This window comes from bacterium (assembly GCA_035505375.1).
In the GTDB taxonomy this organism is placed as follows: Bacteria; Hydrothermota; Tepidihabitantia; order Tepidihabitantales; family Tepidihabitantaceae; genus UBA2258.
Window position 1 is genome coordinate 15367 of the sequence record DATJQV010000038.1, and the last position, 22920, is coordinate 38286.

Below are 22920 nucleotides of genomic sequence, written 5' to 3' on the forward strand. Positions count from 1 at the left end.
CCGCTATCCGCTCTGCCGCTGTCCTTCGGATAACGCGACTACGCGACTGGTGATGCTATCCCTGCGCCGCGCCGTCGGCACCGCGTAACAGACCAAGTCCCAGCCATCCACAAGATGCGTCTTCAGACTGAAGCGGTAGTCGGACGAATAGGAGTGTATCAAGAGCGGTATCTGCCAAAGGTGATCGTATTTGTGGTATGCACAGACTGCTAAAAGCGGACGCGCGTGCTCGACTAGCCACGCCGCGCCGCGAATGGCCTCCAGCTCGGTACCCTCGATGTCGATCTTGATGAACGTCGGTTGGATATCGGATGGGAGCGAATCCAGCGGCATCACGTCTACGTCGGCAGTACCTTCTGCGCTCACCGCGGAACCGGCGGTTCCCAGCGTGAGGAACCGGACGGTTTCTTCTCGAGAGCCAACCGCCTTGGGAAACAGCGCGATTCGTCTCTGCGTCGCTGCCGGAAGACTCAGGACATAGTCGCGGAGTCGCGGGAAATTGAGGGGATCTGGCTCGAACGCTACTATCCGACTGAATGAATCACCTGCGATTTCCAGAAATTCCCGGATTGTGTCCCCGTCAAATGCGCCGCAATCAGCCAGTACTTCGCGATCGGACAGGACCACCAAATCGTGAGGAAAGTAGATCCGCTCGGCAGTTGGTGCCGCCAGACCGTCAAAGTCGGAAAGCATGCGCAGTCGGAGATGAGATATGTACTCCCGGCGCGAGACATCGTCTGCCAACAACCCGTAGGCCTTGCGGACAAGGTCCGCTTGTTCGATCACACGGTGCGGCAGCTCCCACATGAAGTGAGGCAGGAATTCATCGGGGTACTTCCAGAAAAGCGGTACGAAAGGGACCACGCTGGTACAACCTAGATTCATCAACTGCTGCTTGCGATCGACCATGGTGTCGGTCGCCTCACCAGTCCAGATGGCAATCACGAAGGTCGCACGCTCCCGAAACCGCCGCGCGGCTTCGGCCGGTGGCAGTACCGCAACACCGTCGATCGTTGAACCCCACAGTGCCGGATTGCTATCGGCTAGGGCCAGCGGCTCAATCCCCCTCCGGCGCAGGCCGGCCACGGTCTTGCGCCCGAGGCCACCCGCACCGAAGACTACGAGGGCATTGCCAAAGGGTGCAGTCAACTCATCAAACACGGACTGCTCCCATTGACGGACTGCGTCAGGGTCCCTCGCCAGCAGCGCATCGAGTTCGGCGGAGAGTAGTTCACTCATGTCGGTGCCGCCGATGCGTCATGCCGTCAGAAGTCACGCCGCTAACCGCCGGTTGACGCGATGACTATGGTGTCGCATGATAGTCTCCTGCTAGAATGTCATCCGTTTTTGCACCAGTCCGGCCTCAAGCGGGACGCTCGCGAGCACTTCGGCGATGCATCGGCCGGCTTGGCCCTGGCCATACGGATTCCGGCAGGTCCGGACTCGCGCAAGAAAGCGTCGGTCATGGAGACAGCGCTCGACGGCTTTTCGGATCTGCTCCCGGTTGTAGTCGACGTCAAGAATGTTGCTGCTTCGCAGCCGTCCCTGCTGCCGACTGCCGATGTTGACGCAGGCACAGCGGAAAGCTGGCGTCTCCTTGATACCGCTGGAGGAATTGCCGACGCAGGCGGCGGCAACATTTAGAACCCCATGATAGAGATGGCGCCCCAAGCTGGGTATGAGGCGTACCGCCGACGGGTGGTCGGCTGCGAAACGCCGCATCTCAGCAAGCATCCTTCGGCCCCCGGCGTCGTCGTTGGGATAGGTAATGACAACCTGACAGTCCCAAGCGCGGACGGCATCGGACAGGGCAGCGAGGGAAGGGCGGACCTGCGCCCGTCCGCGATCGAACTGGGTGGCGACTGAGTGCTGCGTGAAGACCAGAACCGGTCGTGATGGACTCAGCGACAGACGTCGGAAGACTTCGGCCGGCGGTGCGAAGGAACCAGCTGCTATCAGGTCGAGTGAAGGGAGACCCACTGTGTGGATCCGCCAAGGCTCTTCGCCCAGACGCCGGACGCGTTCGGCCGCCTGTCGATTGGTCGTGAAATGAAGGTGGGCCAACTTGGTGATCGCATGACGCACCGAATCGTCGAGCGCTCCGCCTTCGGTATAGTCGCCCCCTTCGATGTGGGCGATGGGGATGCCCAGCTGACTGCCAGCAATCACCGCTGCTAACGTTTCAAAGCGATCGCCGTGGACAAGAAGGAAGTGGGGACGGAGCCGGTCCAGAATGGGAACCAGAGCCAGTATGCCCTTACCAACCGCCCGAGCCGTCGCGGGCAGAGAGTCGCCTGACGTGCTGACAGCAGCTCTTGCGTATACCAGGAATCCATCGCCTCGTATCTCGCTGATGGTCCGACCGAACTGGGTTTTGAGGTGCGCGCCGGATACAATCAGATAATACTTGAGCTCCGGCCGGGCTGCGATTGCCGAGATGACCGGGTGGAGCAAGCCGTAGTCCGACCGGTTGCCGGTATAGATGGCGACTCGGCGCTTCATCCAGCGTGTCCAATTCGGCTACTGAACATCACTCCAACGCAACTGGCTGTTCTTCGCAATCCTGATGTGCGCCGTCCGACCGAGGAGTTCCTCGTAGTGGACGGCTTTGATCTCACCGGTGCCCGGTCGCTTGACCCAGATGTTATCTCCTGCAAGTGATTCACCCGGCTCTATGTCGCGAGTCGCTACAACGCAAGCATATGCGAAGTCGATTGTCGCTTGCTCTTCGGGCAATATGCGCTTGGTCCCGCCCAAAGACTGATGGATTGCCATCGAGCCGCGTATTAGATCGCCGAGTTCGGAAGGGTCAATTGATATGGGGACATCTGGACCCGGCCAGGTCTTGTCGGAAGTGAAGTGTTTTTCCAGAATGCTCGCCCCGAGCGCCGCTGCCGCAAACGACGTGTAGTTGCCCAGGGAGTGATCGCTCAACCCAACCACTGCGTCCGGAAAAGTCGCGGCGAGCTCGTTCAGCGCTCCCAGCCGCACTTTCTCGTAGGGCGTCGGGTACATCGACGTACAGTGAAGCAGGGCGAATCCCACATGCGCGGCCCGCAGAATCTCGACCGCGGGCCCTATCGAGTTCAGGTCGTTCATCCCGGTGCTCAATATGACCGGCTTATCGTAAGCGGCAATCTGCTTGATAAGAGGGTAATTGTTGCATTCGCCGGAACCGATCTTGTAGGCAGCTACGCCCATGCGTTCGAGTCGCACGGCTGCGGCGCGGGAGAAGGGCGTACAGAGGTAGAGCATCCCTTTGCTCTCCACATGCCGTTTGAGCTCCCGCTCCTGATCCTCGGAAAACGCACAGCGGGTCATGATGTCCCAAATGCTCTCGGTGGCATTGCCGGGAATCACTTCGTTCGGAATCATTTCGTCTTCAATGACATGGGACTGGAACTTGACGCACTCGCATCCCGCAACGGCAGCGTCGTCCACCATCTGGAACGCACGGTCCATTATTCCCTCGTGGTTGATACCGATCTCTGCGACCACGAGTGGTACGTATTCGGGTCCGATGTCACGATGGCCAATTCGTATGCTAGGGATGATCTACTTCTCCCTGGTTGGTCGCAGTCTCTGTGTTGCGTCCCTCGTAGCGCTGCGCCTGCAAGTAGTCGTCATGACGACCTATGTCCAGCCAATACTCGACTACCGGGAAACTTGCCACCCGATGCCCCATGTCCAGCAGTCGCTGTATCAAGTCAGTCATGTCCAGTCGTTCGCCCACGGGAATGTGCTGGTATACCGTGGGCTCGATCAAATAGATGCCTGCATTTACGAAGAGACTGAGCTTCGGCTTCTCCGACAATGCTTGCACCAAAGGTCCTTTGCACTCGACAACACCATAGGGGACCGCTATGTCGTAGTGGCGGACCGCCATTGTGAGTTCGGCTTCTGTCTCTCGGTGGTAGTCGAGCATTGCATCGAAGCTGACGTCGGTCAGGATATCGCCATTGATGACAAGCACCGTCTCGGTCGGCCGAGGCATTGTTCCGAGTGCGCCCGCTGTTCCGAGCGGCTGCTCCTCGTCCAGGTAGCTGAGTTCGACCCCGAACTTGCGCCCGTCGCCGAAGTGCTCGATGATCTTCTCCGGTTTGTAATGGGTCATGACGTGAATCTTGCGCACACCGCCCTTCTCCAACCGGTTGATGATGTGCTCCATCACCGGCTTGCCCCCGACCGGCAGCATCGGCTTGGGCACGTCCTCGGTCAATGGCCGCAATCGGGCGCCAAATCCGCCGGCCATTACGACCGCCTGCAAGGGCCGAGCGCCCGGCTCTAGCAGGTCGGCGAGGATGACGACTTCCGTCGGCCGGCCTTCCGCATCAACCAGCGGAACGTGGCGAACCGCCTTCTCCCGCATTAGCGCGAGCAGTGCGTCAGGCTTGGTGCCGACCGAAGCGGTCACCGGAGCATAGTGTGGCATCTTGGCCTTGCTGGAGAGCAGTCGCTCGGCGGGCGCGTTCATCGCCACGCCGGCGAGAATACCTCGGCGAATGTCGCCGTCGGTCAGTGTGTAGAGCAGACGGCCATTGTCATCAACCAATAGGGCAATACTCAGACGTCCGCTTCGGTCAATGCACTTAACGACTTCGTGAATCGGAGTGTCAAGCCGGACGAACAGTCGATCGACGTCAGATCTCATAGTCGGTACGCGGGACACGCACAATCAGTATACCCGAGGCCTGATGCCTGACAATGGTGCCAGCAAGGTGACAGGTGGTTTGGGTCTTTGCGAGCCGACCACCGGGCATCGTACTCCGGAAACTCAATCATCGGAGATTCTGAGGTTATCGCTCAGCTCCTCGCGCGGAAGGAAGGGAGACATATCCTCGAGGGGCCGCGATTCCAAAGTGCCGTCGGGATGCTTGAATGTGGACGCCTTTGGAGTTATCCCTTGCTGTTCCGAGAGGTTCACCTCGCAGAGCGATGGGCCGGGAGTACTCAGGAACTGCCGCACCTTCCCAATCATCTCACCGTTGTTGAGTATGTGCTGGTAATCGAGGCCGTAGGCACGGGCAATGAGTGCGAAATCCGGGTTATCAACTCCAGACTCGGGGTCGGCGCCCACGAAACGCCCATCAAAGAGCGAGTTCTGCGTAGTGCGGATACAGGTGTAGCCGCGGTTGTTGAACACGAACGTCTTGATGGGGAGCGAGTAGTGCCTGATTGTCTGCAACTCCTGCACGTTCATCTGAATGCTGCCGTCGCCTGTAACGCAGATGGTGCGTCGCCTACCTGAACCGACGCACGCGCCCACGGCAGCAGGCAGATCCCACCCCATCGCACCCCAATTCCCGTTGATCATTGTTCGTTGGCCGCGCTTGACCTTGAACGCCTGCCAGTAGCTGGCCGCCTCAACGCCAGCGCCGGCTACGACCACGTCGCTGGGCGCAAGCAAATCCGACAGCTTGTCCATGAAGACGTAGCTGTTGACATGCTCCCGATCGCCATCGTAGTCATCCAGGATGAGCGGGAAACGCTGCCTCCAGGCAGCGATGGCGTCAAGCCACCGGGTTCTTGGCCGGAGGGCGATGCCGGTGGTCTGGTGCAGAAGCTCGGCAAGAAAAGCCCGGATGTCGGCTTGAATTGCCAGGTCGGGTTTGATCGCCTGATGAAGTAGCTGTCCCTCGTCAATGTCAACAATGATCTTCCGCGCTCGGGATGCGAATCCCCGGTAGTCGAATCCGGTCTTGCTGACGCAGAGCCCGCCGGCGAGACTGATCAGGCAGTCGGAACACTGCACGGCGAAGTTTGCGCGGCGCTGGCCGGCCGGACCGAACACGCCGGCGTACCGTGGATGATCCTCAGGAACCAAGTCCTTCGCTGCATGGGATACAACGACTGGCACAGGCAACTGTTCGAGCAGACGCAACAGCAGGTCCTCGGATCCGGAAAGGTGAATCCCGTTTCCGGCGACGAAGATCGGCCGCCGGGCCGCTTGGAGTGCCTCGACTACTAGGCTCACATCGCGGGATAAACCCCGTACTCGTTGTTCGCCGTTCGTGCTGGCTAGAAGAGGCCCATGGGGTACCAGACCGGCCTCATCAATACGGCTGCCTTGTACATCCAGCGGGATATCGAGCCAGACTGGTCCCGGGCGGCCGCTGGTCGCGGTAATCAGTGCGAGTTCCAACTCCTGCCTTATTGTCTTAGGATCCCTGATCGTTCTGGCATACTTCGTCACCGACCGAGCCATCGCGACTATGTTACCCTCTTGTGGACCGAATGAACGCAACTTGGAGTAATCGGCCATGAGGTCCGTTCTGACTTGGCCCGAAATCACGAGCACAGGAATCGAATCCACCCACGCGCCCGCGACGCCCGAGAGCGCGTTGGCACCTCCCGGACCAGTCGTGACAAGACATGCCCCTACGTGGTTCGTGGACCGAGCGTAGGCCTCTGCGCTGATCGCACAGGCCTGTTCGTGGTGGTTGCAGTAATAGTGCATACTCGGATTGCGCCCGACCGAATCGAGCAGGTGCATGATGCCACCACCCGACACGAGGAAGATATCATGGATGCCGTGGTCCACGAGGAACTGGACGACGTAGTCGGAGAGCTTCATGCCGGTTGGGTTGGGGTTAGTCCGCGCCACGCGGCGGTGCGGGCGATGGCATCTGGAAGTGATACGAAGACGTTGAGACCAAGTTCGGCGCGAGCGCGACGGATTGAAGGGACGTAGCGTTCGGCCGGTTTCCCCGGCGCCGGCGTCAGCGCGACCCGGACTTCCGACCTCGGCGACACGACCTTCCTCACCAGATGCGCCAGATCAAAGACGGATAGGTCAACGTCAGAGCCGACGTTGTAGGCCCGTCCCGATTGTCCCCTTATCAGGATTGTCCAAAGCCATATGGCTAGGTCGGCGGCGTACAGGTATGAACGCCTTGACGTTCCGTCGCCGTTGACCTGAATCGGACCACCGTGTAGGGCATCCCGGATGAAGTTGCCCGCGGCGAAGTTGGCATCAAGAGGAAGATGCGGACCGACAAAAGCAAAACATCGAGCCACGACAACCCCAACTCCTTGTCTATCGCCGTGGGCGGCGCAAATGAATTCCGACACGCGCTTTGCCTGGCCGTAAGTTGTGAGCGGGTCAAGCGAGTCGGGCGCTCCCGCATACTCCTCGCCTACGTGGGTCATGTCTACGGGCTGCCGTCCGTAGACCGCGCCGGAGCTGACAAGCAGGAACCGGCGTGCCCCCCAACGGCGAGCCAGTTCGAGCATGTTCCTCGTGCCCGCAACGTTCTTTTCGAACACTGAGAGCGGGTCAGACGAAGAGGGGTTAGGAATGAGGGACGAGGGGCCGGGGACGAAAGACTCAACCGCGGCATGGATTACGTAGTCGAACCTCTCCCCCTTCAGGTCGCGCGTGCACATGTCACCCGCTGCCAGGCTGACTGACTCGTGCCTGGCGACGTGGGGCATCTTTTCCTGGAATGCGACCGGATCGCGGGAAAGCACGGTAACCCGGGCGTCCAGGCCGAGCCGGTCGTTCGCCGCGATGAAGGATTCGAGCAACCAGCAGCCGAAGAACCCGGTGCCGCCTGTGATAAAGAGCCGTTTGCCGTGCAGTTCATCCCAGAGTCCGGCGGTCTTGTCCATGACATGGTCGAGGTCGGTGCGGTCAAGCGGCGGCAGAGGTTTCACTCCCATGCGTCGGTCCTGATTCTGTCACTGGCCACTCCCACGCTGGACAGCTCAGCCGTGAGGGTCTTGAGCATTGCGGGTGGGCCGGAGAGATAGCAGACGCATTTGTCCCGCTGCTCCCACTCGGGCCACACCACGTCGACTGAGACACGGCCGGTGGTTGTGCCCGGTGCCGGAGTTTCGCTGAAGAACTCCGCGCGAAGTAGCGCCGTGGATGAGGCGCGTCGTTCCAGCAGCTCGCGATAGAGCAGGAGTTCAGAGCGGCGGGCTCCGTAGGCCAGCAGCACCGGCCGGGCAAATGCCGCGCAGGACAGGAAAGCCGTGAAGGCGGTTATGCCCGTACCGCCGGCAAACAGGGCCGCCGCGTGCGTCGAGTCAATCACGAAATCGCCGTATGGAAGCTTGACCCAGACGTCCATACCGCACGTCAGTTCCTTTTCCATCCTCGATGTGTATCGGCCGCGGACTGAGTAGGTGATACGCAGCAACCCGCTCTCCTCCGGCGAGTTGGCGATGGAGAAGACGCGCGATTCTGGCCAGAACCGGGTCGGGTCCCAGTCGTCGAGCGCGAGGTGGAGGAACTGGCCGGGCAGGAACCGCGGTATCCGGTACCCGGCGTGCGGAACGAGCTCAAGCGTGTAGACGTGGTCCGCGTGCGCGGTTAGTGTTTGAACCCGGCACGGGAGTTTCTGGACCAGCGCCATCTAGATCCTCTCCCCGGCCATGAAACGGCGAAACGCGTCCTCGATTGCGCCCAGTTCGGGTTCGCCGATTCCCGGATAGAGGCCGACGAAGAAAGTGCCTGACGTTATTGTCTCGGTGTTTTCCAGTCCGCCGACCACCCGGTGGTCAATGGCGGCGAACGCAGGGTGGCGCAGCAGATTGCCGCTGAAGAGGTTGCGGGTTTCGATACGGCGGGATTCAAGGAACCGGGTGAGTTCATTGCGCGTGAACCCGGCGTTCGGGCGAACGGTGATGACGAAGCAGAACCACGATGGGTCGGAACCGGACAGCGCCTTTGGCAGCATCAACCTATCTTCGTATGGAACGAGCATCTCGGTCAGCCGGGCATAGTTCTGCTTGCGGCGGGCGATGAATCCATCCAGCTTGGCCAGTTGGGCGCAGCCAATCGCCGCCTGCAGGTCAGTCGGCTTGAGATTGTAGCCCAGGTGGCTGTAGACGTATTTGTGGTCATAGCCCGGCGGCAGGCTGCCGAACTGCTGGCTGAAACGCTTGCCACAGGTATTGCTCTCGCCGCCCGCGCAGTAGCAGTCCCTTCCCCAGTCGCGGATTGAACGCGCGATCTGCGCCAGTTCTTCGCGATCGGTCATCACACACCCGCCCTCACCCATTGTGATATGATGCGCCGGATAGAATGAACATGTCGAGAGGTGGCCGAATGTGCCGGTCAGCTTCCCATGCCACCTTGAACCAAGGGCGTCGCAGTTGTCTTCAATCAGCCAGAGATCGTGCTTGCGCACGAGGTCCATCGTCGTATCAAGGTCGAAAGGAACGCCCAGCGCGTGTGCCATCATTATCGCGCGGGTCCTGGGGCCAACCGCCTGTTGCAGAGCCTCAGGATTCGCGGTGTAATCGCCGAGGTTGACGTCAACAAAAACCGGGACGAGCCGGTTCTGAACTATCGGCGCGACCGTGGTCGGGAACCCGGCGGCGACGGTTACGACTTCATCACCGGGCTTCAGTCTGCGGTCGCCGAGCTTTGGGGAGGTCAGCGCGGTCAGGGCGACCAGGTTCGCTGAAGACCCGGAGTTGACCAGCACCGCGTTGGCAAGCCCGAGGTACTCGGCAAGAGAGGTCTCAAACCGCTCGGCGTAACGGCCCGTGGTCAGGTAGAAGTCAAGGCTTGCATCCACGAGGTAACGCAGTTCTTCAGCGTCAAAAACCCGGCCCGCGTAGTGCACCATGTCCTTCTCGGGGTCGAATGTCCTTCCCGCGAACTCGGCTTCGTAGTAGTCACGTACGAGTGCCAGTATCTGCTGCCGGAGTTCGGCCGGTGCGTTGTTCGCGGCGCTTGACGTCTTATTCTCCACGCCGGAACGCAACAACGGCGCTACGTACTGACAGCAGGTCGAACCGCCTCGTAGTCGGCGATGTCTTTGCGGCAGGCGTCATACATGGAGCCGGTCGGGTCACGATAATAGCTCCTGTACCAGGTTACGGAATGATTGATTGCCTGTTCCAGATTCCAACGCGGACGCCAGCCCAGTTCGCGGACCGCCTTGTCGATGCTCAGCCGCAGAACGCCGGCTTCGTGAGGCTGGGTCGGGTCACTTGCATCCCGCCACTTGCCGCCTCCCCATGCGGTGCAGAACCGCTCGACCAGGTCTTTGACCGTGGCCTCGTCGTCGGGCCTTGGCCCGAAATTCCATGCCCCGCACCACTTCGGGTCTTCACTCGACAGCATCGCTGAAGCCAGCGCTAGATAGCCGCTCAGCGGCTCAAGTACGTGCTGCCAGGGGCGTACCGACCCGGGGTTCCGAACCGGAACCGGCTGCCGCTTACTCAGACTCAGGACCATGTCGGTCATGATCCGGTCCTTACCCCAGTCGCCGCCGCCGATGACGTTGCCGGCCCGGGCCGATGCGAGCCGCACCCCATGCTGAGCGAGCCGGTCGGAATTGAAGAACGAACGACGGTAGGACGCAACCAGCAGTTCGGCCGCGCCTTTGCTGGCGCTGTAGGGGTCATAGCCGCCCATCGGGTCGTTTTCACGGTAGCCCCACACCTGCTCGCGGTTCTCGTAGCACTTGTCACTGGTAATCACGACGACTACGCAGGGCCGCTTGAGCTCCCGCACTGCGTCCAGCAGGCTGGCAATGCCGATGACGTTGACCTCGAAGGTCTCGCGCGGAATGTCGTGGCCGGTCCGCACCAACGCCTGGGCCGCAAGATGAAAGACCACGTCGGGCCGGCAGGCAGCCAGTGCCGCGGACAGTCTCGCGCCGTCTCTGATATCTGCCTCGTAGTGACCGGCCAGTGACTCTCCCAGACGTGTAGCTTCGAAGTTGCTGGGTTGGGTCGGCGGAGCCAGCGAGTAGCCGGTCACACGCGCTCCAAGCTCGGCAAGCCAGAGTGCAAGCCATGACCCCTTAAAGCCGGTATGGCCGGTGACGAGAACCGAGCGGTCATGCCAGAACGAAGAATTGGCGATTGGCGATTGGCGATTGGCGATTGGTGCTGCGCCCTCGGCTTTTGGCTTTTGACCTGGGGCCGCGGGTTTCATTTCCACACCTTCCAGGCTGCCTTGCCCGACTGCCAGAGGCTTTCGAGGTTACGAACGTCACGCAGGGTGTCCATGCACTGCCAGAAGCCTTCGTGGCGGTAGGCGACGAGTTGGCCATTGCCGGCCAGCCGCTCCATCGGTTCGCCCTCCCAGAGCGTCGAATCGTCCTTGATGTAGTCGACGGCTTCCGGCTCCACCACAAAGAACCCGCCGTTTATCCAGCCCTCACCGACCTGCGGCTTCTCGGCGAAGCGGGAAACGCTGTCCCCATCGAAAACGATGCCGCCGAAGCGTGCCGGCGGCCGGACGGCGGTGACCGTGACCAGGCTGCGGTGGCTGCGGTGGTACTCAAGCAAACGCCGCGCGTCGATGTCCGCTACTCCGTCGCCGTAGGTCAGCAGAAACGTATCCCGCCCGATGAATCCTGCTGCTCGCCGGATGCGACCGCCGGTATTTGTGTCAGGACCGGTGTCGAGTAGATGAACGGTCCAGTTGTCGCCGTCCTCGGTGTGAACGTCGATTTCGCCGGATGGCAGGCGCACGGTCAGGCTGCGAGAGCGGTAGCGATAGTTGACGAAATAGTCCTTGATGACCTCGCCTTTGTAGCCCAGCGCCAGCACGAACTCGTTGAACCCGCCGGCTGAGAATATCTTCATGATGTGCCAGAGGATTGGCTGTCCGCCGATTTCCACCATCGGCTTGGGCCTGACCGCGGTCTCTTCAGAGAGCCGCGTACCGAGTCCGCCGCAGAGGATAACGACCTTGGGCTTGGGTGAATGGCGACTTGCGATTGGCGACCTGCGATTGGCGCTTCTCACAGTGTGGAGTATAGCCGTCAAGCTGCCAGCGTCAAACATGACGCAGCGTCCCGCGACCATCCGATCATCTGATCAATTCGCCATAGGCGTTACTGAACCTGAAAAACTGACAGGCTGGGGTCAAATGCACGATACCGAAGAAAGGCATGCGCGTGATCGAACAGCAAGGAATCAGAGTAGTGCTGCGATTTCCAACCCACGCCCCAGACCGGTACCGTCGGTCCGAGTCCGTAGCGCTGCTTCATCGCTTCCAGCTCGGCGCAGAAATCGAGTGGCACGAAGTCACACAGCGGGGTGGCGAATACGCGATAGCCGCCGTAGGACAACTCAGTGAACTTCTCGTCGGACACCGAGGCATGAGAAGGAAACTGGTCTTTGCTCTCACAATCGCGTTGCAGGACCACAGTCAGGCTATCGATCTGGTCACGACCCAAGTAGTAGCCGAGCAGGTCTGCTGTCTGGCAATCAACAAACAGAATGCTGGCCCGGGGAATCGAGTCCTTGATGTACCTGATCGCTGCGCCCATGGCCGCTCTACTCTGTTCTTCCGGCTTGTAGTCCCATACAGCGCTCGCGCTAGTACTCTTGACCATGGGCACGATGACTGCGAACGCAAGCAGGACAGCGCCCGAGCGTCGTCCAGCCATGCGGCCGAACAAAGAGCTGACACCAGCGACCGCGAACAGGCCGAGAAAGACGTCGTGGCGATCGTACCCGAACGCGTAAAGCCCGGCGAGTGCGGCCAGGGCGTTGACCACGAACGCCGCGACTATCAGGACGCCGAAGCTCGAGTCTTCGACCCAGCGCCGGTCTTGATTGCGTGTCGAGGTGTCAGGTTTTCTCCGATAGGGCACGAACAGTGTCACCACGCCGGCCAAGAACAAACCCAGTGCCACCAGCCCTGGAACGCGGGACCAAAACAGATACGTGAACAGCCAACTGAGATTCCGCGCGAGAAACGGCAGGACTTTGTCGCGTCCTGGATGGAAGTAGAACTCCTGCAGCCAACCATCCCGGGCATATCGCTCCATCCCGCTGCCGTGTATGGTCCTGACGTGGGTCAGGTACAAGACAATCAAGAGCGCAGCGATGCCGGCCTGAATCGCGACCCAAGCCCCGACCCATCTGCCGGGCAGACGTTCGCGCACGATGCGGACCAGTGCGTACAGCCCGACCGCAATCGTGAACCACACGGCAGAATAGTGTATCAGGTTCGCTACTAACGCAGCCACGCCGAACCAGAGCAGCATCCACCTTGACTTCTCGCGGAGAGCCCGCTCCAGGTAGTAGAGAGCAAGCATCATGGTCAGCAGGAGCGTAGCGTAACCGCGGACCTCAGCTGACATTGAAATCATGGTCGGGTTGAACGCCAGCAGGAGCAGGCCGACCAGGCCGGTTGTCGTGCCGGACCGATAGGCGAGCCAGTTGAACCCGACCCAGAGACCGGCAGTCCCGGCAAGTACCGAGATGAGGCGCAGGACCAGCTCGGAATTGCCAAGGAACCGCCAGAAGTAGAGCAGCATAAAGAAGAGCGGCGGATGGGCGGTAGTCAGGCTGGCTCTGTAGACCTGATCCAGACCGGCCTGATTGGCAATCAGGTAGTGCAATGCCTCATCCGGGTTGAAATACTGCTTGGTTGCGCACACAAGCCTGAGCACAAAACCGAGTGCGACAACGACCAGCACGGCCATGGCCATGTGCCGTTCGACCCAGTCGCTGATTGAAGACACGAGACTGCCGTCCGAAGAACCTCGGTACCCCATGTCGGCGCCGACGCGTTGACCCGGCATCTCGTCAGGATCCCACGCTCTGGGCGAAGCAGATCACAGCAGCACGACCGTAATTCATCGCCAACGCTGCCCGCGTGCCGATCGCCGCTGAATCAAGCACCGTCTCGCACTTCACTCCGGTGCCGGGCATCGGCCAGCACGAAGTCGACGTCGGGCGTACCGTCGGCGACTACGAACACTTGATAGGAAAAGAGCGTTTTGCTGACGCGGATCATGGCCAGATTGACACCCAGCAGGAAACGGCTGAACCACCCGTCACCCAGTGCCTTGGGAAACGGCCCCGGTATTCCGCGGATCGTTCTGATCCGGAATCCGGCGTCGCGCAGTAGATGCCGAACACCACGGAACGTGTACAGGCGGCAGTGGGTCCGGTCGAGGATGCCGGCCGAGCCGTAGTTGAACTGGCCGAAGAGAAGCATGATCCGTTGGGCGAAGAAGGCGACATTCGGGGCCGTGAGAATGATCGTTCGCGGTGCGTAGTCAAACTGGCTGCGGAGCCGGTCCAGAAACAGCTCCGGATGCCGCAGGTGCTCGATGATATCGAGCATCAGGATGTAGCGGAATCGACGGGCATCGATATCCAGCGGACAATCCAGATCCTGAACGTGGAATTCGATTCCGGGCAGTCGCTCCGGCGGCTCGAACCGGTCGACGACCGCTACCATGCATCCCTTGTTCGCCAGCTCTCGCGCCATTCCACCCGGCCCCCCGCCAAGATCGAGAACCGAAACTCCGGTCGGAACCGCCTGCAACGCGTAGCTGTGGCTGCTCGGGTATCCCAGTTTCAAGTCGTAGCGGGTATTGCCGTCTCCGGTGCAGTCGAAGCGGCGCTCGTAGAAGATGCCGGACCGATGCGCTGCATTGCGCAGGACGGCCATCAACACGTTGCCCGCATAGCGAATGCCGTTGACCCGGCAGATTTCATCCCCGTAGTAGGTTGGTATCGGCAACTCGACTATCCGTGCGCCGGAATTCACCAGTTGGATGATGATCTCGGTGTCGAAGTGGAAGTCGTTCGTGTTTAGCAGGAACGGCAGCTTCGCCAGCATCGGAACCGAGTAGATACGATAGCCGCTGTGGAATTCCGACAGATGAGTACGAAGCAGTCGGTTCTCAAGCCAGGTCAGGATCCGGTTTCCGGCAAACTTGTAGAGCGGCATCCCTCCCTTAAGTGCGGCCCGCGGCGGCATCATCCGACTGCCGAAGACCGCGTCCGCCCGTGCCTCGCGAAACGGCTGCAGCAGACCGGGCAGAGCTTCGGGCGCATACTGCCCGTCGCCGTGAAGGACGGCGACGAGGTCGAAGCCCCCGCTAATCGCATAACGGTAACCGACCTTCTGGTTGCCGCCGTAGCCCTGGTTGTAGCTGTTGCGGAGGACTGTGACATTGAGCTCGGGATGGCCCCGCCGGTAGTCGTCACCAACGGCAAGCGTCCGGTCGTCGGACCCGTCATCAATGACAAGGACCTCGCAGTCGTAATCCCGGTGAACCTGGCTTGGGATGCGTTCGAGGACCGAACTGAGCGTGGATTCGGCGTAGTAGGCAACAACCAGTATCAGGAGCCGTGGGCGAACTGGAGGCTGCGCAGCGACTTCCATGCTAGTTTGCGAAGTCTAGTCATTTCCTCAAGTCAGTCAATATCTCAGCGCAAGGCGTATCGGGTGCGGATTCGTTTTCGGTCCGAACCGTGGCGCCGGACGTAGTCCTGCTCCTGGGCAAGACGGGCGGCGACCGGTGATAATGCAATCAGCACACAGCAATCACGGCACGGGTGGCTCGGAGCCTATGGCGCGGTAGCGACGATATCGAAGACTTCAGTACGGATGCGCGCCAGGACGACCGGGTTCAAGCCGCGGTTCGCCCATTTGTCAAGCAGGACCTGGGCCACGAGCGCAAAACTCTCCCCGGAAATACCCTGCTGCCGCGAGAGCTTATAGAGCTGCCGTGCATAGTTAATGTACGGCACGTACATGATGGTGTGTACTCCAGCCGCATTAAGCGTCTGCCGTGCCTTTGTCTCCATCTCGCAGAGGCTGGCCACCGCCGCCTCGTAGTGTTTGAGCATGTCCGGCCTTAGGTCATCGAGTATCTGCTTCACCCTGCCGGTATCGGTCTTTATCTGCCAGTTCATCAGTCGCTGATTCGGGTCAAACATAGGAACTCCTTTACTGTTTACGGTCATTCACTCACAATCGGGGCCGGTTCGGTACCGGCCCTCCTATGGCCATACTCGCCAGAAGGCACAACCTGTGAAGAGATCTTTGTCTTCCGGCCGAGCCGCACCGTTCGAGTGTGGCCCTTCATATAGTTATGTGTCCGCCAGAGACCGATTTGCTCAAGAATCTTTATCTTCCCGTAACAGGTCATACCTGTAACTCGTTGTAGGACTGCGTGTTAGTACGATTGTCCATTTGAAACTGGTCGAAGATGACGCCCTGCGAACCACCCCGGGAACCGTCCCGGGAACGGTTCTCGGAGTGGTTCGGACCGCGATTCATGCGGGCAGTCGGACGGCAATTTCGACGCCGACTCCCGGCTCGAAAACCGGAGGGGCTGTCGCGGCGATTGTCGGCATGACTTCTGAGGCCACAGGCAGACGGGATTGGAGTGCGACTTGGACGGGGATTTGCGCCGTCACCCGCAGTGCGACTCTCACGGCGACTCTGACCGCGTCTCCGGTTGCGGTTCACGAGGCGGTTCGCAGCGCGATTCGTTGACTGACTTTGGCGGCTGGGTAGAATCACTCCTCGACGCGCCATGGCCGAAAACCCAAAAACCAAGACACCTTCTTCCCCGGTCTCTCTAGCTGGGGCCGAAGCAGCGCCAGAGCTGGACAATGGCATCGCGCTGGTGCGCGAGCGTCTCGCCAAGGCGAAGAATGTGATGGTCATCACCGGCGCGGGAATCTCGGCCGAGTCCGGGGTCCCGACCTTCCGCGACGAGAAAGGGTTGTGGAAGGAGTTCAACCCGCTCGATTACGCGACGCACGAGGCGTTCAAGCGCGACCCGGTGAAAGTCTGGAAGTGGTACGACGAGCGCCGGGTCAACATGGCAAAGGCCGAGCCCAACCCGGCGCACAAGACCTTGGCCGCGATGCAACGTCCGGGCCGGCGCGTGTTCATCGTGACCCAGAACGTCGACGACTTGCATGAGCAGGCCGGCTCGAAAGAGGTCGTGCACATCCACGGTTCACTTTGGCGGATCCGCTGCGAGCGCGACGGCAATGTACTCGAGAACCGAGAAGTACCGCTGTCCGAGAACCCGCCATTGTGCATGTGCGGCGAAATCATGCGACCGGACATTGTCTGGTTTGGTGAGGAACTGCCCCGGCAACCAGTTGAGCAGATCGTTCACTACATGCTGGAGGGAGGAATCGACCTCTGCCTCATCGTAGGCACCGAAGCGACGTTCGGTTACATCGTGCAGTGGGCGCTGCTGGCGCGCGAGGCCGGGGCCTTGGTCGTTGACGTGAACCCGCGCGACACGGGACTCGGCTCGCTCGTGGACGTGCACCTGCGCGGCAAGGCCGGAGAGGTCTTGCCGAGACTGCTATGACAAGCGAAGTCAGATGTGAGAAGCTAGAAGCTAGAAGTCAGAAGTCAGAAGTACGGAGATCGGAGGACTAGTGATGAATGATTCACAGTTCCTGAAGCTCTGCAGGAGCCGACGGTCGGTGCGCCGGTTCGCGGACCGGCCGGTGGAACGTGAGAAGATCGAGCTTTGTCTTGAAGCAGCCCGGCGCGCGCCTTCGGCCGACAACATGCAGCCGTGGCGGTTCATCGTGTTCGACGACGCGGAGAAGAAGGCGCAACTCGCCGAAGCGGTCTTTCATGGCGCCTACGCGCCATCGAAGCGGTTCGCCTCCGCTCCGGTCATTGTCTGCCTGATCATCAAAGAGAACCTGCTGGTCAACAAAGTCGCGGGCATGATCCAGGGCACGCAGTGGCAACTGGTCGACGCGGGCATCGGTGGGGAGCACTTCGTGCTGGCCGCAGCCGAGCAGGGCCTCGGGACCTGCTGGATTGGCTGGTATGACGGCCGGGCCCTGCTCAAGCACCTTGGCCTGCGCGGCAAGGGGTACAAGCCGGTCGCGCTCATCGCGCTCGGCTACCCGGCCGCAGACGTCTCGACCAGCGAACGCCCCCGCAAACCGCTTTCCGAAATCGCGTCCTGGAACGAGCCCCCGCGCTGACGCGCGGTCTCCGCCACCCGTAGCCACGCCCATCTGAAACCTCGCTCGTTCATTTGACTTCCGTCACCGCCTGACCCTCGCTGCCCGGTCTGCTTGACATACCGCCTGATTCCGGCAAGACTTTGGGGCGATGGGCCGCAGGTCCCTCCAGGAAAAATTGCGCACTCGTGCCGGCATGGCCGTCGTGCTGGCCGCAGTCGCGCTCTTCGCCGTGGCCATGTACCTCCCGGCCACGCGTTTCAACTTCGTCTGGGACGACGCGTCACTCATCACCGGACACGGAGCCAGGGACCAAGGACCAGGATTCTGGACCCCGACCTCTGACTCCCGACTCCCATCCCCCGCCTACTACCGTCCGCTGGTAACGCTGAGCTTCCGACTGGACCGAATGCTCTCTCGGACCAACGCACACTGGTTCCACTTCGTCAACGTGCTGCTGTTCGCACTGGCCGCGGCGGCGGTCACCCTGGTCTTGTGGGAGTTGCTGCATTCCGGGGTCTGGGCGCTGCTGGGCGGCCTGCTTTTCACGGCGCACTCGTCCCACGTCGAAACGGTCGCCTACGTCTCCGGCCGGACCGACATCATGCTGACCTTGTTAACGGCGCTGGCCGCTTTTGTGCTGCTCCGCTCCTTCCGCAAGCGCAACCGCTGGTGGCGGCTGGCAGTTCCGCCCATGTTCGGCCTCGCCCTGCTCAGCAAGGAGACCGCGGTCATGTTTCCGCTGCTTGTCGCTTTGACCCCACTCCTGGTCGGCGTCAGGTACGACCGTCGATACTGGTGGTTGGTGCTGGCTTCCCTGGCGGTCCTGGCGGGCTATCTGCTGCTCCACGTGGCGGCGGTCCGGTCGCCGATTCCGCTCGCGATCCAGGCCGGATTCGGGCGCCGGCTTCTTGCTGCGGCCAATACTTTCGGGCTTTACATCCGGATGTTCTTCTGGCCGCTCGCGCACCGCGTCAGATACCCGGCCAGCAACGTGTTCTTTACGCTGACTCCGAACCTGCTCTTGGCCCTGCTTTTCGCGGTCTCGGTGCCCCTGCTCTCGCTCCAACGCCGGTTCACGGCAACGCTTTGGGGCTACGCCTGGACGATCGCGTTTCTGCTCCCGGTCTTGAGCATCGCGACGCCTGGACCGCTCGCCGCGGAAAGACTGCTCTGCCTGCCTTCGGCGGGCATGGTGATGGTCCTGGTCACAGTGCTGTCGCGTCTACTCACATTCCGAATCACTGCTCGGAAGGTGGTCGGAATCGGGCTGGCCGCGATCGTGTTGTTCCTGGCTGTGGATACAATGGTCCGCTCGCGCATCTGGCGAAACGACGAAACTCTGTTCACGGCGATGGTCCGCGAAGCTCCGGACGCGCCGACGGCCTACGCCGGCCTCGCTGACGCTATAGCCGCGCAGCGGCCGGATTCCGCACTCGCGCTGTACAATCACGCGCTGCGGCTGGACCAAGGCTATGTCCACGCCTACGTTAACTCGGCCAGGCTGCTGAGCGAGAGAGGCGACCATCGCCGCGCGATTCACCAGTTCCGTCTTGCCAGAGATCTGGACCCCAACTCGGCAATGGTACTGAATGACCTCGGCGTGGCGTTCACCGAGGCGGGTGAGCCAGACAGCGCGCTGGCAACTTTCGCGTATGCGGTCGCCAAGTACCCCAACTCGCACACGCTCCGGCTCAACTATGCGAACTCTCTATCTGCAGCCGGCCGCACCGAGGAAGCAAACGCGGAACTCCGCAGCGCCGCAGCCCTCGACAGCGCTGCGCAGAACCGGCGCTGAAGTCACCCCAGTCCCCGGCCTCTGCCCTCTGGCCCCCGGCCTCAGTACCGCGCAGCCATCGGCATCCGCCAGCCCGTGCCGAACGCCCGGCTGGTCACTTTCAAACCGGGCGCGGCCTGCCGCCGTTTGTACTCGTTCCTCGTCACGGCCCGTATGACCCAGTCTACCGTGTCGCGGCTGTGTCCGGTCGCCACGATCTCATCGGCCGAGCGGCCCTGATCCACGTAGGCCTCGATGATGGCATCGAGCTCCTCGTAGGGGGGAAGCGTGTCTTGGTCGGTCTGGTCAGGTCGGAGCTCGGCTGACGGCGGCTTGCGGATGATGGAATGAGGGATTACATCGCCCCTGCGGTTGATGTAGTTTGCCAGCGCGTAGACCGTGGTCTTGGGGACGTCGGCGATCACGCACAGGCCGCAGGCCATGTCCCCGTAAAGCGTACAGTACCCGACGGCAATCTCGCTCTTGTTCCCGGTCCCCAGCACCAAATGGCCGAGCTTGTTGGATATCGCCATCAGGATGTTGCCACGGACCCGGGCCTGAAGGTTCTCCTCGGTAGTATCGGGTTTGCGCCCCGCGAAATCGCGCTCGAGCAGCGACAGGTAGGCATGATAGGCCTCGCTGATCCCTATCTCGCGGAGATCGATATCGAGGTTTGTCGCAAGCTGGCGCGAGTCCTCGACGCTGCCGCGGGATGAGTACTCGGACGGCATCGTGATTCCGAGAACGTTCTCCGGCCCCAGCGCCGCCACGGCAAGGCAGCACACGACCGCGGAGTCGATGCCGCCGGAAAGCCCGAGCACCACCTTTCTGAACCCGCACTTCCGCACGTAGTCGCGCACGCCAAGCACAAGCGCGTCGTGGATGGACCCAACCGCATCGATCTCAGCATAGTTGCTCTCCGCGCCGACCGTCTCGGTCTCAACCACGGTGAGCTCCTCCTCAAAGGACTTCAGCACCATCTGGGGCATTCCACGCCGGTCGAACGCCATGCTCCGGCCGTCGAACACCAGGTCGTCGTTCCCGCCGACCTGGTTTACGAACACAAAAGGCAGCCCGTGCCGGGACGCGTGCCCGGAAACCAGCCGCTTTCTGACTGCCTCCTTGCCAACAGTGAACGGCGAGGCCGAGATGTTGATCAGCACTGTCGCGCCGGCTGATGCGAGTTCCGCTATCGGGTCGCGATCATACAGCGTCCGCTCCCACATCTCCGGAGAATTCCACGCGTCTTCACATATCGTCATCCCAAGCATCTCGCCGCGGAATCTCACCGGCCGCACGTTATCGGCAGCGTCGAAGTACCGCGTTTCGTCGAATACGTCGTAGGTCGGCAGCAGTGACTTGGCCTGCCGGGACTGTTCCCTGCCTCCGGCCACGAGCACGGCGGCGTTCAACAGACCCTTGCCCGGGCTGCGCGATGAACGGACTGGGGCCCCGACGATGATCCCGATTTCGGGGGCTTGCTCGGAAATCCGCGCAACGTCGGCCAGACCGGATTCCACCCGGTCGATGAACCAGCTTCGGACCAGCAGGTCGCGCGGCGGATAGCCGGTCAGTACGAGTTCTGGGAAAACGACAAGGTCGGGTTTGATCTGACAAGCCCGGTGGAACAACTGCTGCACGCGCCCGACGTTGCCGGGCACGTCGCCAACTACCGGATTCAGCTGAGCCAGAGCGACTCTCATGGAGTGATAGGCTGATGTCTCAAGGATACGCATGTCCGAGGCCAGAGCCACTGGCACCGGAAATCCTTGTGTCCGGTCATTTTCAGAACTCAGTCTGCCAAATCAGCAACCCTTGTCAACAACGGGCGCAGGGCTTATTATCTGTCGTAGTGTTCCCTTTAATATTGTTGCTGCTGCCGGCACAGCTGATGCGACCGGACATTGCGGTCCCGCCGGGGCTCGATACCTTTGACCTCTCGGACCACACCGTAGTCCTGTCGGTAGACGACGGCTACCATTCTGTCTACGAGAACGTGTATCCCTTGCTCAAGCGGTATCACATGACGATGACGCTGGCACTCATCACCGGCTGCATCACCGAGGGTAAGCCGTCCTACAGCCCTTCCGACCGATTCCTCAATGAGCGCGAGATTCGGGAGATGCTGGACTCCTGCGACATCGAAATAGCCAGCCATACTGTTACTCATGCCTGGCTGACTCGGATCAGCACTACGTCGGCATGGTGGGAGATAACCGAATCGAAGCGACATCTCGAGTCCATGTTCGGCAGACCGGTGATAACCTTTGTCTACCCCTACGGCGACATGAACGGCAGGATCCGCGACTTGGTCCGCCGCGCCGGCTACAAACTGGCCCGTGAAGTCGGAGCGGGAACACCGAACCTCTGGGTAGAACCCTATCGAATTCCGGAAGTCGAACTCAGGATCGACGCCCGGCTGCCCGCTATCATGACCCACATCCGGCGAAACAAGACAACCGTCATCCTGCTGCACCGGATTGTCCAGAAGCCCCGCGTCTTCACAGAATGGCCGGTCACCGACTTTGCTGCCCTTCTGGACTGGATACACGAACGTCGGGTTCGCGTCGTTACGCTCGAGGAACTCTACCGCGAGTGGTGGCGGGACAAACTTAAGCGGACACTTCTGGGGGTTACTACGAAGTCGGACTCTGGCCGGCTATTCCAGGATGTAGACATCGACGCCACTCGAACTACCCATCCCCGCTGATGTAAAGGCGTCCATGTTCTGCTTCCGTCCCACGAATATGTCGATGTGCTTGCCTCTCACGGCAGTTCCCACGTCGTGGGCGTAGAAAACGCCGCCCAAGACCTGACCGTCAATTGAGACATTCTCTGCCTGAGGGATGTACACGATCGATCCCAAGGGTATGATACGGGGGTCGACCGCGATGGATCTGAGCTCCGTGAGTCTGTGCCCGCTGCAACCAAGATACTCATCCACTACCTGGGCTCGATTCGCCTGCTTGAGGTAGCTGATACGACGCCCGTCCTTGAGACAGGCTGCCGCCTCCTCGCGGAAGGCCTTCACGAAGGCTGAGGAGAATCGGCCGAGAAGTTGGCCGTCGGCAAGGTAGATTGCTGAAGATCTGCTGGTAGGGTACTCGGCTTCATCAACCGCCCAGTAGTAGGTGATCTTGAAGCGCCCCAGGTAGCGGGCCTGCGGCGTCCCAACGCTGTCCTGTCGACCCGAAAGCAGAAAATCAGGCGGCTGTACGCCGGTCCGAACGACGCCGCTTGTGGTCTGCGCCCTGGGCAGGAAACAGGTAGACACCAGCAGCAACAGGCCTACAGCCCATTTTCTCATGATATATAGTCCAAATCTCACCGTTCGTGTCAAGAAAATCCTTGGGGCGTGTTCGGGCAACTGAAACTCCAGGTGTGTAATCTATTGTGATAGCGCTACTTATCCATAGGCAACCTTGGCCACTGGCCAGACGATGGCCGTCGACAGTCGGTCAGAA

20 protein-coding genes are annotated in these 22920 nt (G+C 60.9%); 4 read left to right on the forward strand and 16 right to left on the reverse strand.

From position 1 onward, the window contains the following. Positions 1-3: 3 nt before the first annotated feature. From VMH22_06060 to VMH22_06125, 14 genes are all read right to left on the reverse strand, one after another. The gene (locus VMH22_06060) at positions 4-1239 is read right to left on the reverse strand and encodes an FkbM family methyltransferase (protein HTW91257.1); all 1236 of its coding nucleotides are present in this window, start codon (positions 1237-1239) and stop codon (positions 4-6) included. Between the two features lie 90 nt (positions 1240-1329). After that, on the reverse strand, positions 1330-2502 hold the full coding sequence (neuC, locus tag VMH22_06065) for a UDP-N-acetylglucosamine 2-epimerase (protein ID HTW91258.1): 1173 nt from the start codon (positions 2500-2502) through the stop codon (positions 1330-1332). 18 nt (positions 2503-2520) lie between these two features. Next, positions 2521-3498 carry an N-acetylneuraminate synthase family protein gene (locus VMH22_06070; protein HTW91259.1) on the reverse strand — a complete coding sequence of 326 codons (978 nt, stop codon included), beginning with the start codon at positions 3496-3498 and terminating at the stop codon, positions 2521-2523. A 46-nt stretch (positions 3499-3544) separates the two neighbouring features. Then, complete coding sequence (locus VMH22_06075; GenBank protein HTW91260.1) at positions 3545-4651, reverse strand: nucleotidyltransferase family protein; 1107 nt, start codon at positions 4649-4651, stop codon at positions 3545-3547. 123 nt (positions 4652-4774) lie between these two features. Next, complete coding sequence (locus VMH22_06080) at positions 4775-6604, reverse strand: thiamine pyrophosphate-binding protein (GenBank protein ID HTW91261.1); 1830 nt, start codon at positions 6602-6604, stop codon at positions 4775-4777. After that, on the reverse strand, positions 6571-7662 hold the full coding sequence (locus tag VMH22_06085) for an NAD-dependent epimerase/dehydratase family protein (GenBank protein ID HTW91262.1): 1092 nt from the start codon (positions 7660-7662) through the stop codon (positions 6571-6573). Before VMH22_06085 ends, VMH22_06080 begins: the two co-directional genes overlap by 34 nt. Then, positions 7653-8360 carry an FAD-dependent oxidoreductase gene (locus VMH22_06090; protein HTW91263.1) on the reverse strand — a complete coding sequence of 236 codons (708 nt, stop codon included), beginning with the start codon at positions 8358-8360 and terminating at the stop codon, positions 7653-7655. The genes VMH22_06085 and VMH22_06090 overlap by 10 nt, the downstream gene beginning before the upstream one ends. After that, positions 8361-9707, reverse strand: a complete 1347-nt coding sequence (gene rfbH, locus VMH22_06095) for a lipopolysaccharide biosynthesis protein RfbH (protein HTW91264.1) — start codon at positions 9705-9707, stop codon at positions 8361-8363. It abuts the gene before it with no gap. A gap of 20 nt (positions 9708-9727) precedes the next feature. Further along, complete coding sequence (rfbG, locus tag VMH22_06100) at positions 9728-10900, reverse strand: CDP-glucose 4,6-dehydratase (GenBank protein ID HTW91265.1); 1173 nt, start codon at positions 10898-10900, stop codon at positions 9728-9730. Continuing rightward, a complete protein-coding gene (gene rfbF / locus VMH22_06105) occupies positions 10897-11718 on the reverse strand; it encodes a glucose-1-phosphate cytidylyltransferase (GenBank protein ID HTW91266.1) in 822 nt (273 codons plus the stop codon). The genes rfbG and rfbF overlap by 4 nt, the downstream gene beginning before the upstream one ends. An 89-nt stretch (positions 11719-11807) precedes the next feature. After that, entirely contained in the window at positions 11808-13481 is a 1674-nt protein-coding gene (locus VMH22_06110) for a glycosyltransferase family 39 protein (GenBank protein HTW91267.1), read from the reverse strand. Positions 13482-13600: 119 nt separating this feature from the next. Beyond that, a complete protein-coding gene (locus VMH22_06115) occupies positions 13601-15106 on the reverse strand; it encodes a bifunctional glycosyltransferase/class I SAM-dependent methyltransferase (GenBank protein ID HTW91268.1) in 1506 nt (501 codons plus the stop codon). Positions 15107-15291: 185 nt separating this feature from the next. Then, positions 15292-15663: a hypothetical protein gene (locus VMH22_06120; protein HTW91269.1), complete on the reverse strand. Its 372-nt coding sequence runs from the start codon at positions 15661-15663 to the stop codon at positions 15292-15294. A 208-nt stretch (positions 15664-15871) separates the two neighbouring features. Continuing rightward, positions 15872-16006: a hypothetical protein gene (locus VMH22_06125; protein HTW91270.1), complete on the reverse strand. Its 135-nt coding sequence runs from the start codon at positions 16004-16006 to the stop codon at positions 15872-15874. Positions 16007-16265: 259 nt separating this feature from the next. Between VMH22_06125 and VMH22_06130 the strand changes: the two genes are divergently transcribed. The 3 genes from VMH22_06130 (at position 16266) to VMH22_06140 (ending at position 19477) form a co-directional block, all read left to right on the forward strand. Further along, the gene (locus tag VMH22_06130; protein ID HTW91271.1) at positions 16266-17063 is read left to right on the forward strand and encodes an NAD-dependent deacylase; all 798 of its coding nucleotides are present in this window, start codon (positions 16266-16268) and stop codon (positions 17061-17063) included. 73 nt (positions 17064-17136) lie between these two features. Further along, positions 17137-17700 carry a nitroreductase family protein gene (locus tag VMH22_06135; GenBank protein HTW91272.1) on the forward strand — a complete coding sequence of 188 codons (564 nt, stop codon included), beginning with the start codon at positions 17137-17139 and terminating at the stop codon, positions 17698-17700. Between the two features lie 130 nt (positions 17701-17830). Continuing rightward, a complete protein-coding gene (locus VMH22_06140; GenBank protein ID HTW91273.1) occupies positions 17831-19477 on the forward strand; it encodes a tetratricopeptide repeat protein in 1647 nt (548 codons plus the stop codon). A gap of 41 nt (positions 19478-19518) precedes the next feature. Here the strand turns inward: VMH22_06140 and VMH22_06145 are convergent, their stop codons facing one another. Then, positions 19519-21216: an NAD+ synthase gene (locus VMH22_06145; GenBank protein HTW91274.1), complete on the reverse strand. Its 1698-nt coding sequence runs from the start codon at positions 21214-21216 to the stop codon at positions 19519-19521. A gap of 92 nt (positions 21217-21308) precedes the next feature. Here VMH22_06145 and VMH22_06150 point away from each other — a divergent pair, with 92 nt between their 5' ends. Continuing rightward, the gene (locus VMH22_06150; protein ID HTW91275.1) at positions 21309-22166 is read left to right on the forward strand and encodes a polysaccharide deacetylase family protein; all 858 of its coding nucleotides are present in this window, start codon (positions 21309-21311) and stop codon (positions 22164-22166) included. Here the strand turns inward: VMH22_06150 and VMH22_06155 are convergent. Then, positions 22116-22763, reverse strand: coding sequence for a 3D domain-containing protein (locus tag VMH22_06155; protein ID HTW91276.1), 648 nt, complete (start codon positions 22761-22763; stop codon positions 22116-22118). The two genes, VMH22_06150 and VMH22_06155, sit on opposite strands and share 51 nt — an antisense overlap. Positions 22764-22920: the final 157 nt, after the last annotated feature.

Excerpts from the sequence above, each read along its gene's own strand:
- VMH22_06060 (HTW91257.1), bottom strand. The coding sequence starts at position 1,239 with ATGAGTGAACTACTCTCCGCCGAACTCGATGCGCTGCTGGCGAGGGAC.
- neuC (HTW91258.1), bottom strand. The coding sequence starts at position 2,502 with ATGAAGCGCCGAGTCGCCATCTATACCGGCAACCGGTCGGACTACGGC.
- VMH22_06075 (HTW91260.1), bottom strand. The coding sequence starts at position 4,651 with ATGAGATCTGACGTCGATCGACTGTTCGTCCGGCTTGACACTCCGATT.
- VMH22_06085 (HTW91262.1), bottom strand. The coding sequence starts at position 7,662 with ATGGGAGTGAAACCTCTGCCGCCGCTTGACCGCACCGACCTCGACCAT.
- VMH22_06090 (HTW91263.1), bottom strand. The coding sequence starts at position 8,360 with ATGGCGCTGGTCCAGAAACTCCCGTGCCGGGTTCAAACACTAACCGCG.
- rfbG (HTW91265.1), bottom strand. The coding sequence starts at position 10,900 with ATGAAACCCGCGGCCCCAGGTCAAAAGCCAAAAGCCGAGGGCGCAGCA.
- VMH22_06110 (HTW91267.1), bottom strand. The coding sequence starts at position 13,481 with ATGGGGTACCGAGGTTCTTCGGACGGCAGTCTCGTGTCTTCAATCAGC.
- VMH22_06115 (HTW91268.1), bottom strand. The coding sequence starts at position 15,106 with ATGGAAGTCGCTGCGCAGCCTCCAGTTCGCCCACGGCTCCTGATACTG.
- VMH22_06120 (HTW91269.1), bottom strand. The coding sequence starts at position 15,663 with ATGTTTGACCCGAATCAGCGACTGATGAACTGGCAGATAAAGACCGAT.
- VMH22_06125 (HTW91270.1), bottom strand. The coding sequence starts at position 16,006 with ATGAATCGCGGTCCGAACCACTCCGAGAACCGTTCCCGGGACGGTTCC.
- VMH22_06130 (HTW91271.1), top strand. The coding sequence starts at position 16,266 with ATGGCCGAAAACCCAAAAACCAAGACACCTTCTTCCCCGGTCTCTCTA.
- VMH22_06135 (HTW91272.1), top strand. The coding sequence starts at position 17,137 with ATGAATGATTCACAGTTCCTGAAGCTCTGCAGGAGCCGACGGTCGGTG.
- VMH22_06140 (HTW91273.1), top strand. The coding sequence starts at position 17,831 with ATGGGCCGCAGGTCCCTCCAGGAAAAATTGCGCACTCGTGCCGGCATG.
- VMH22_06155 (HTW91276.1), bottom strand. The coding sequence starts at position 22,763 with ATGAGAAAATGGGCTGTAGGCCTGTTGCTGCTGGTGTCTACCTGTTTC.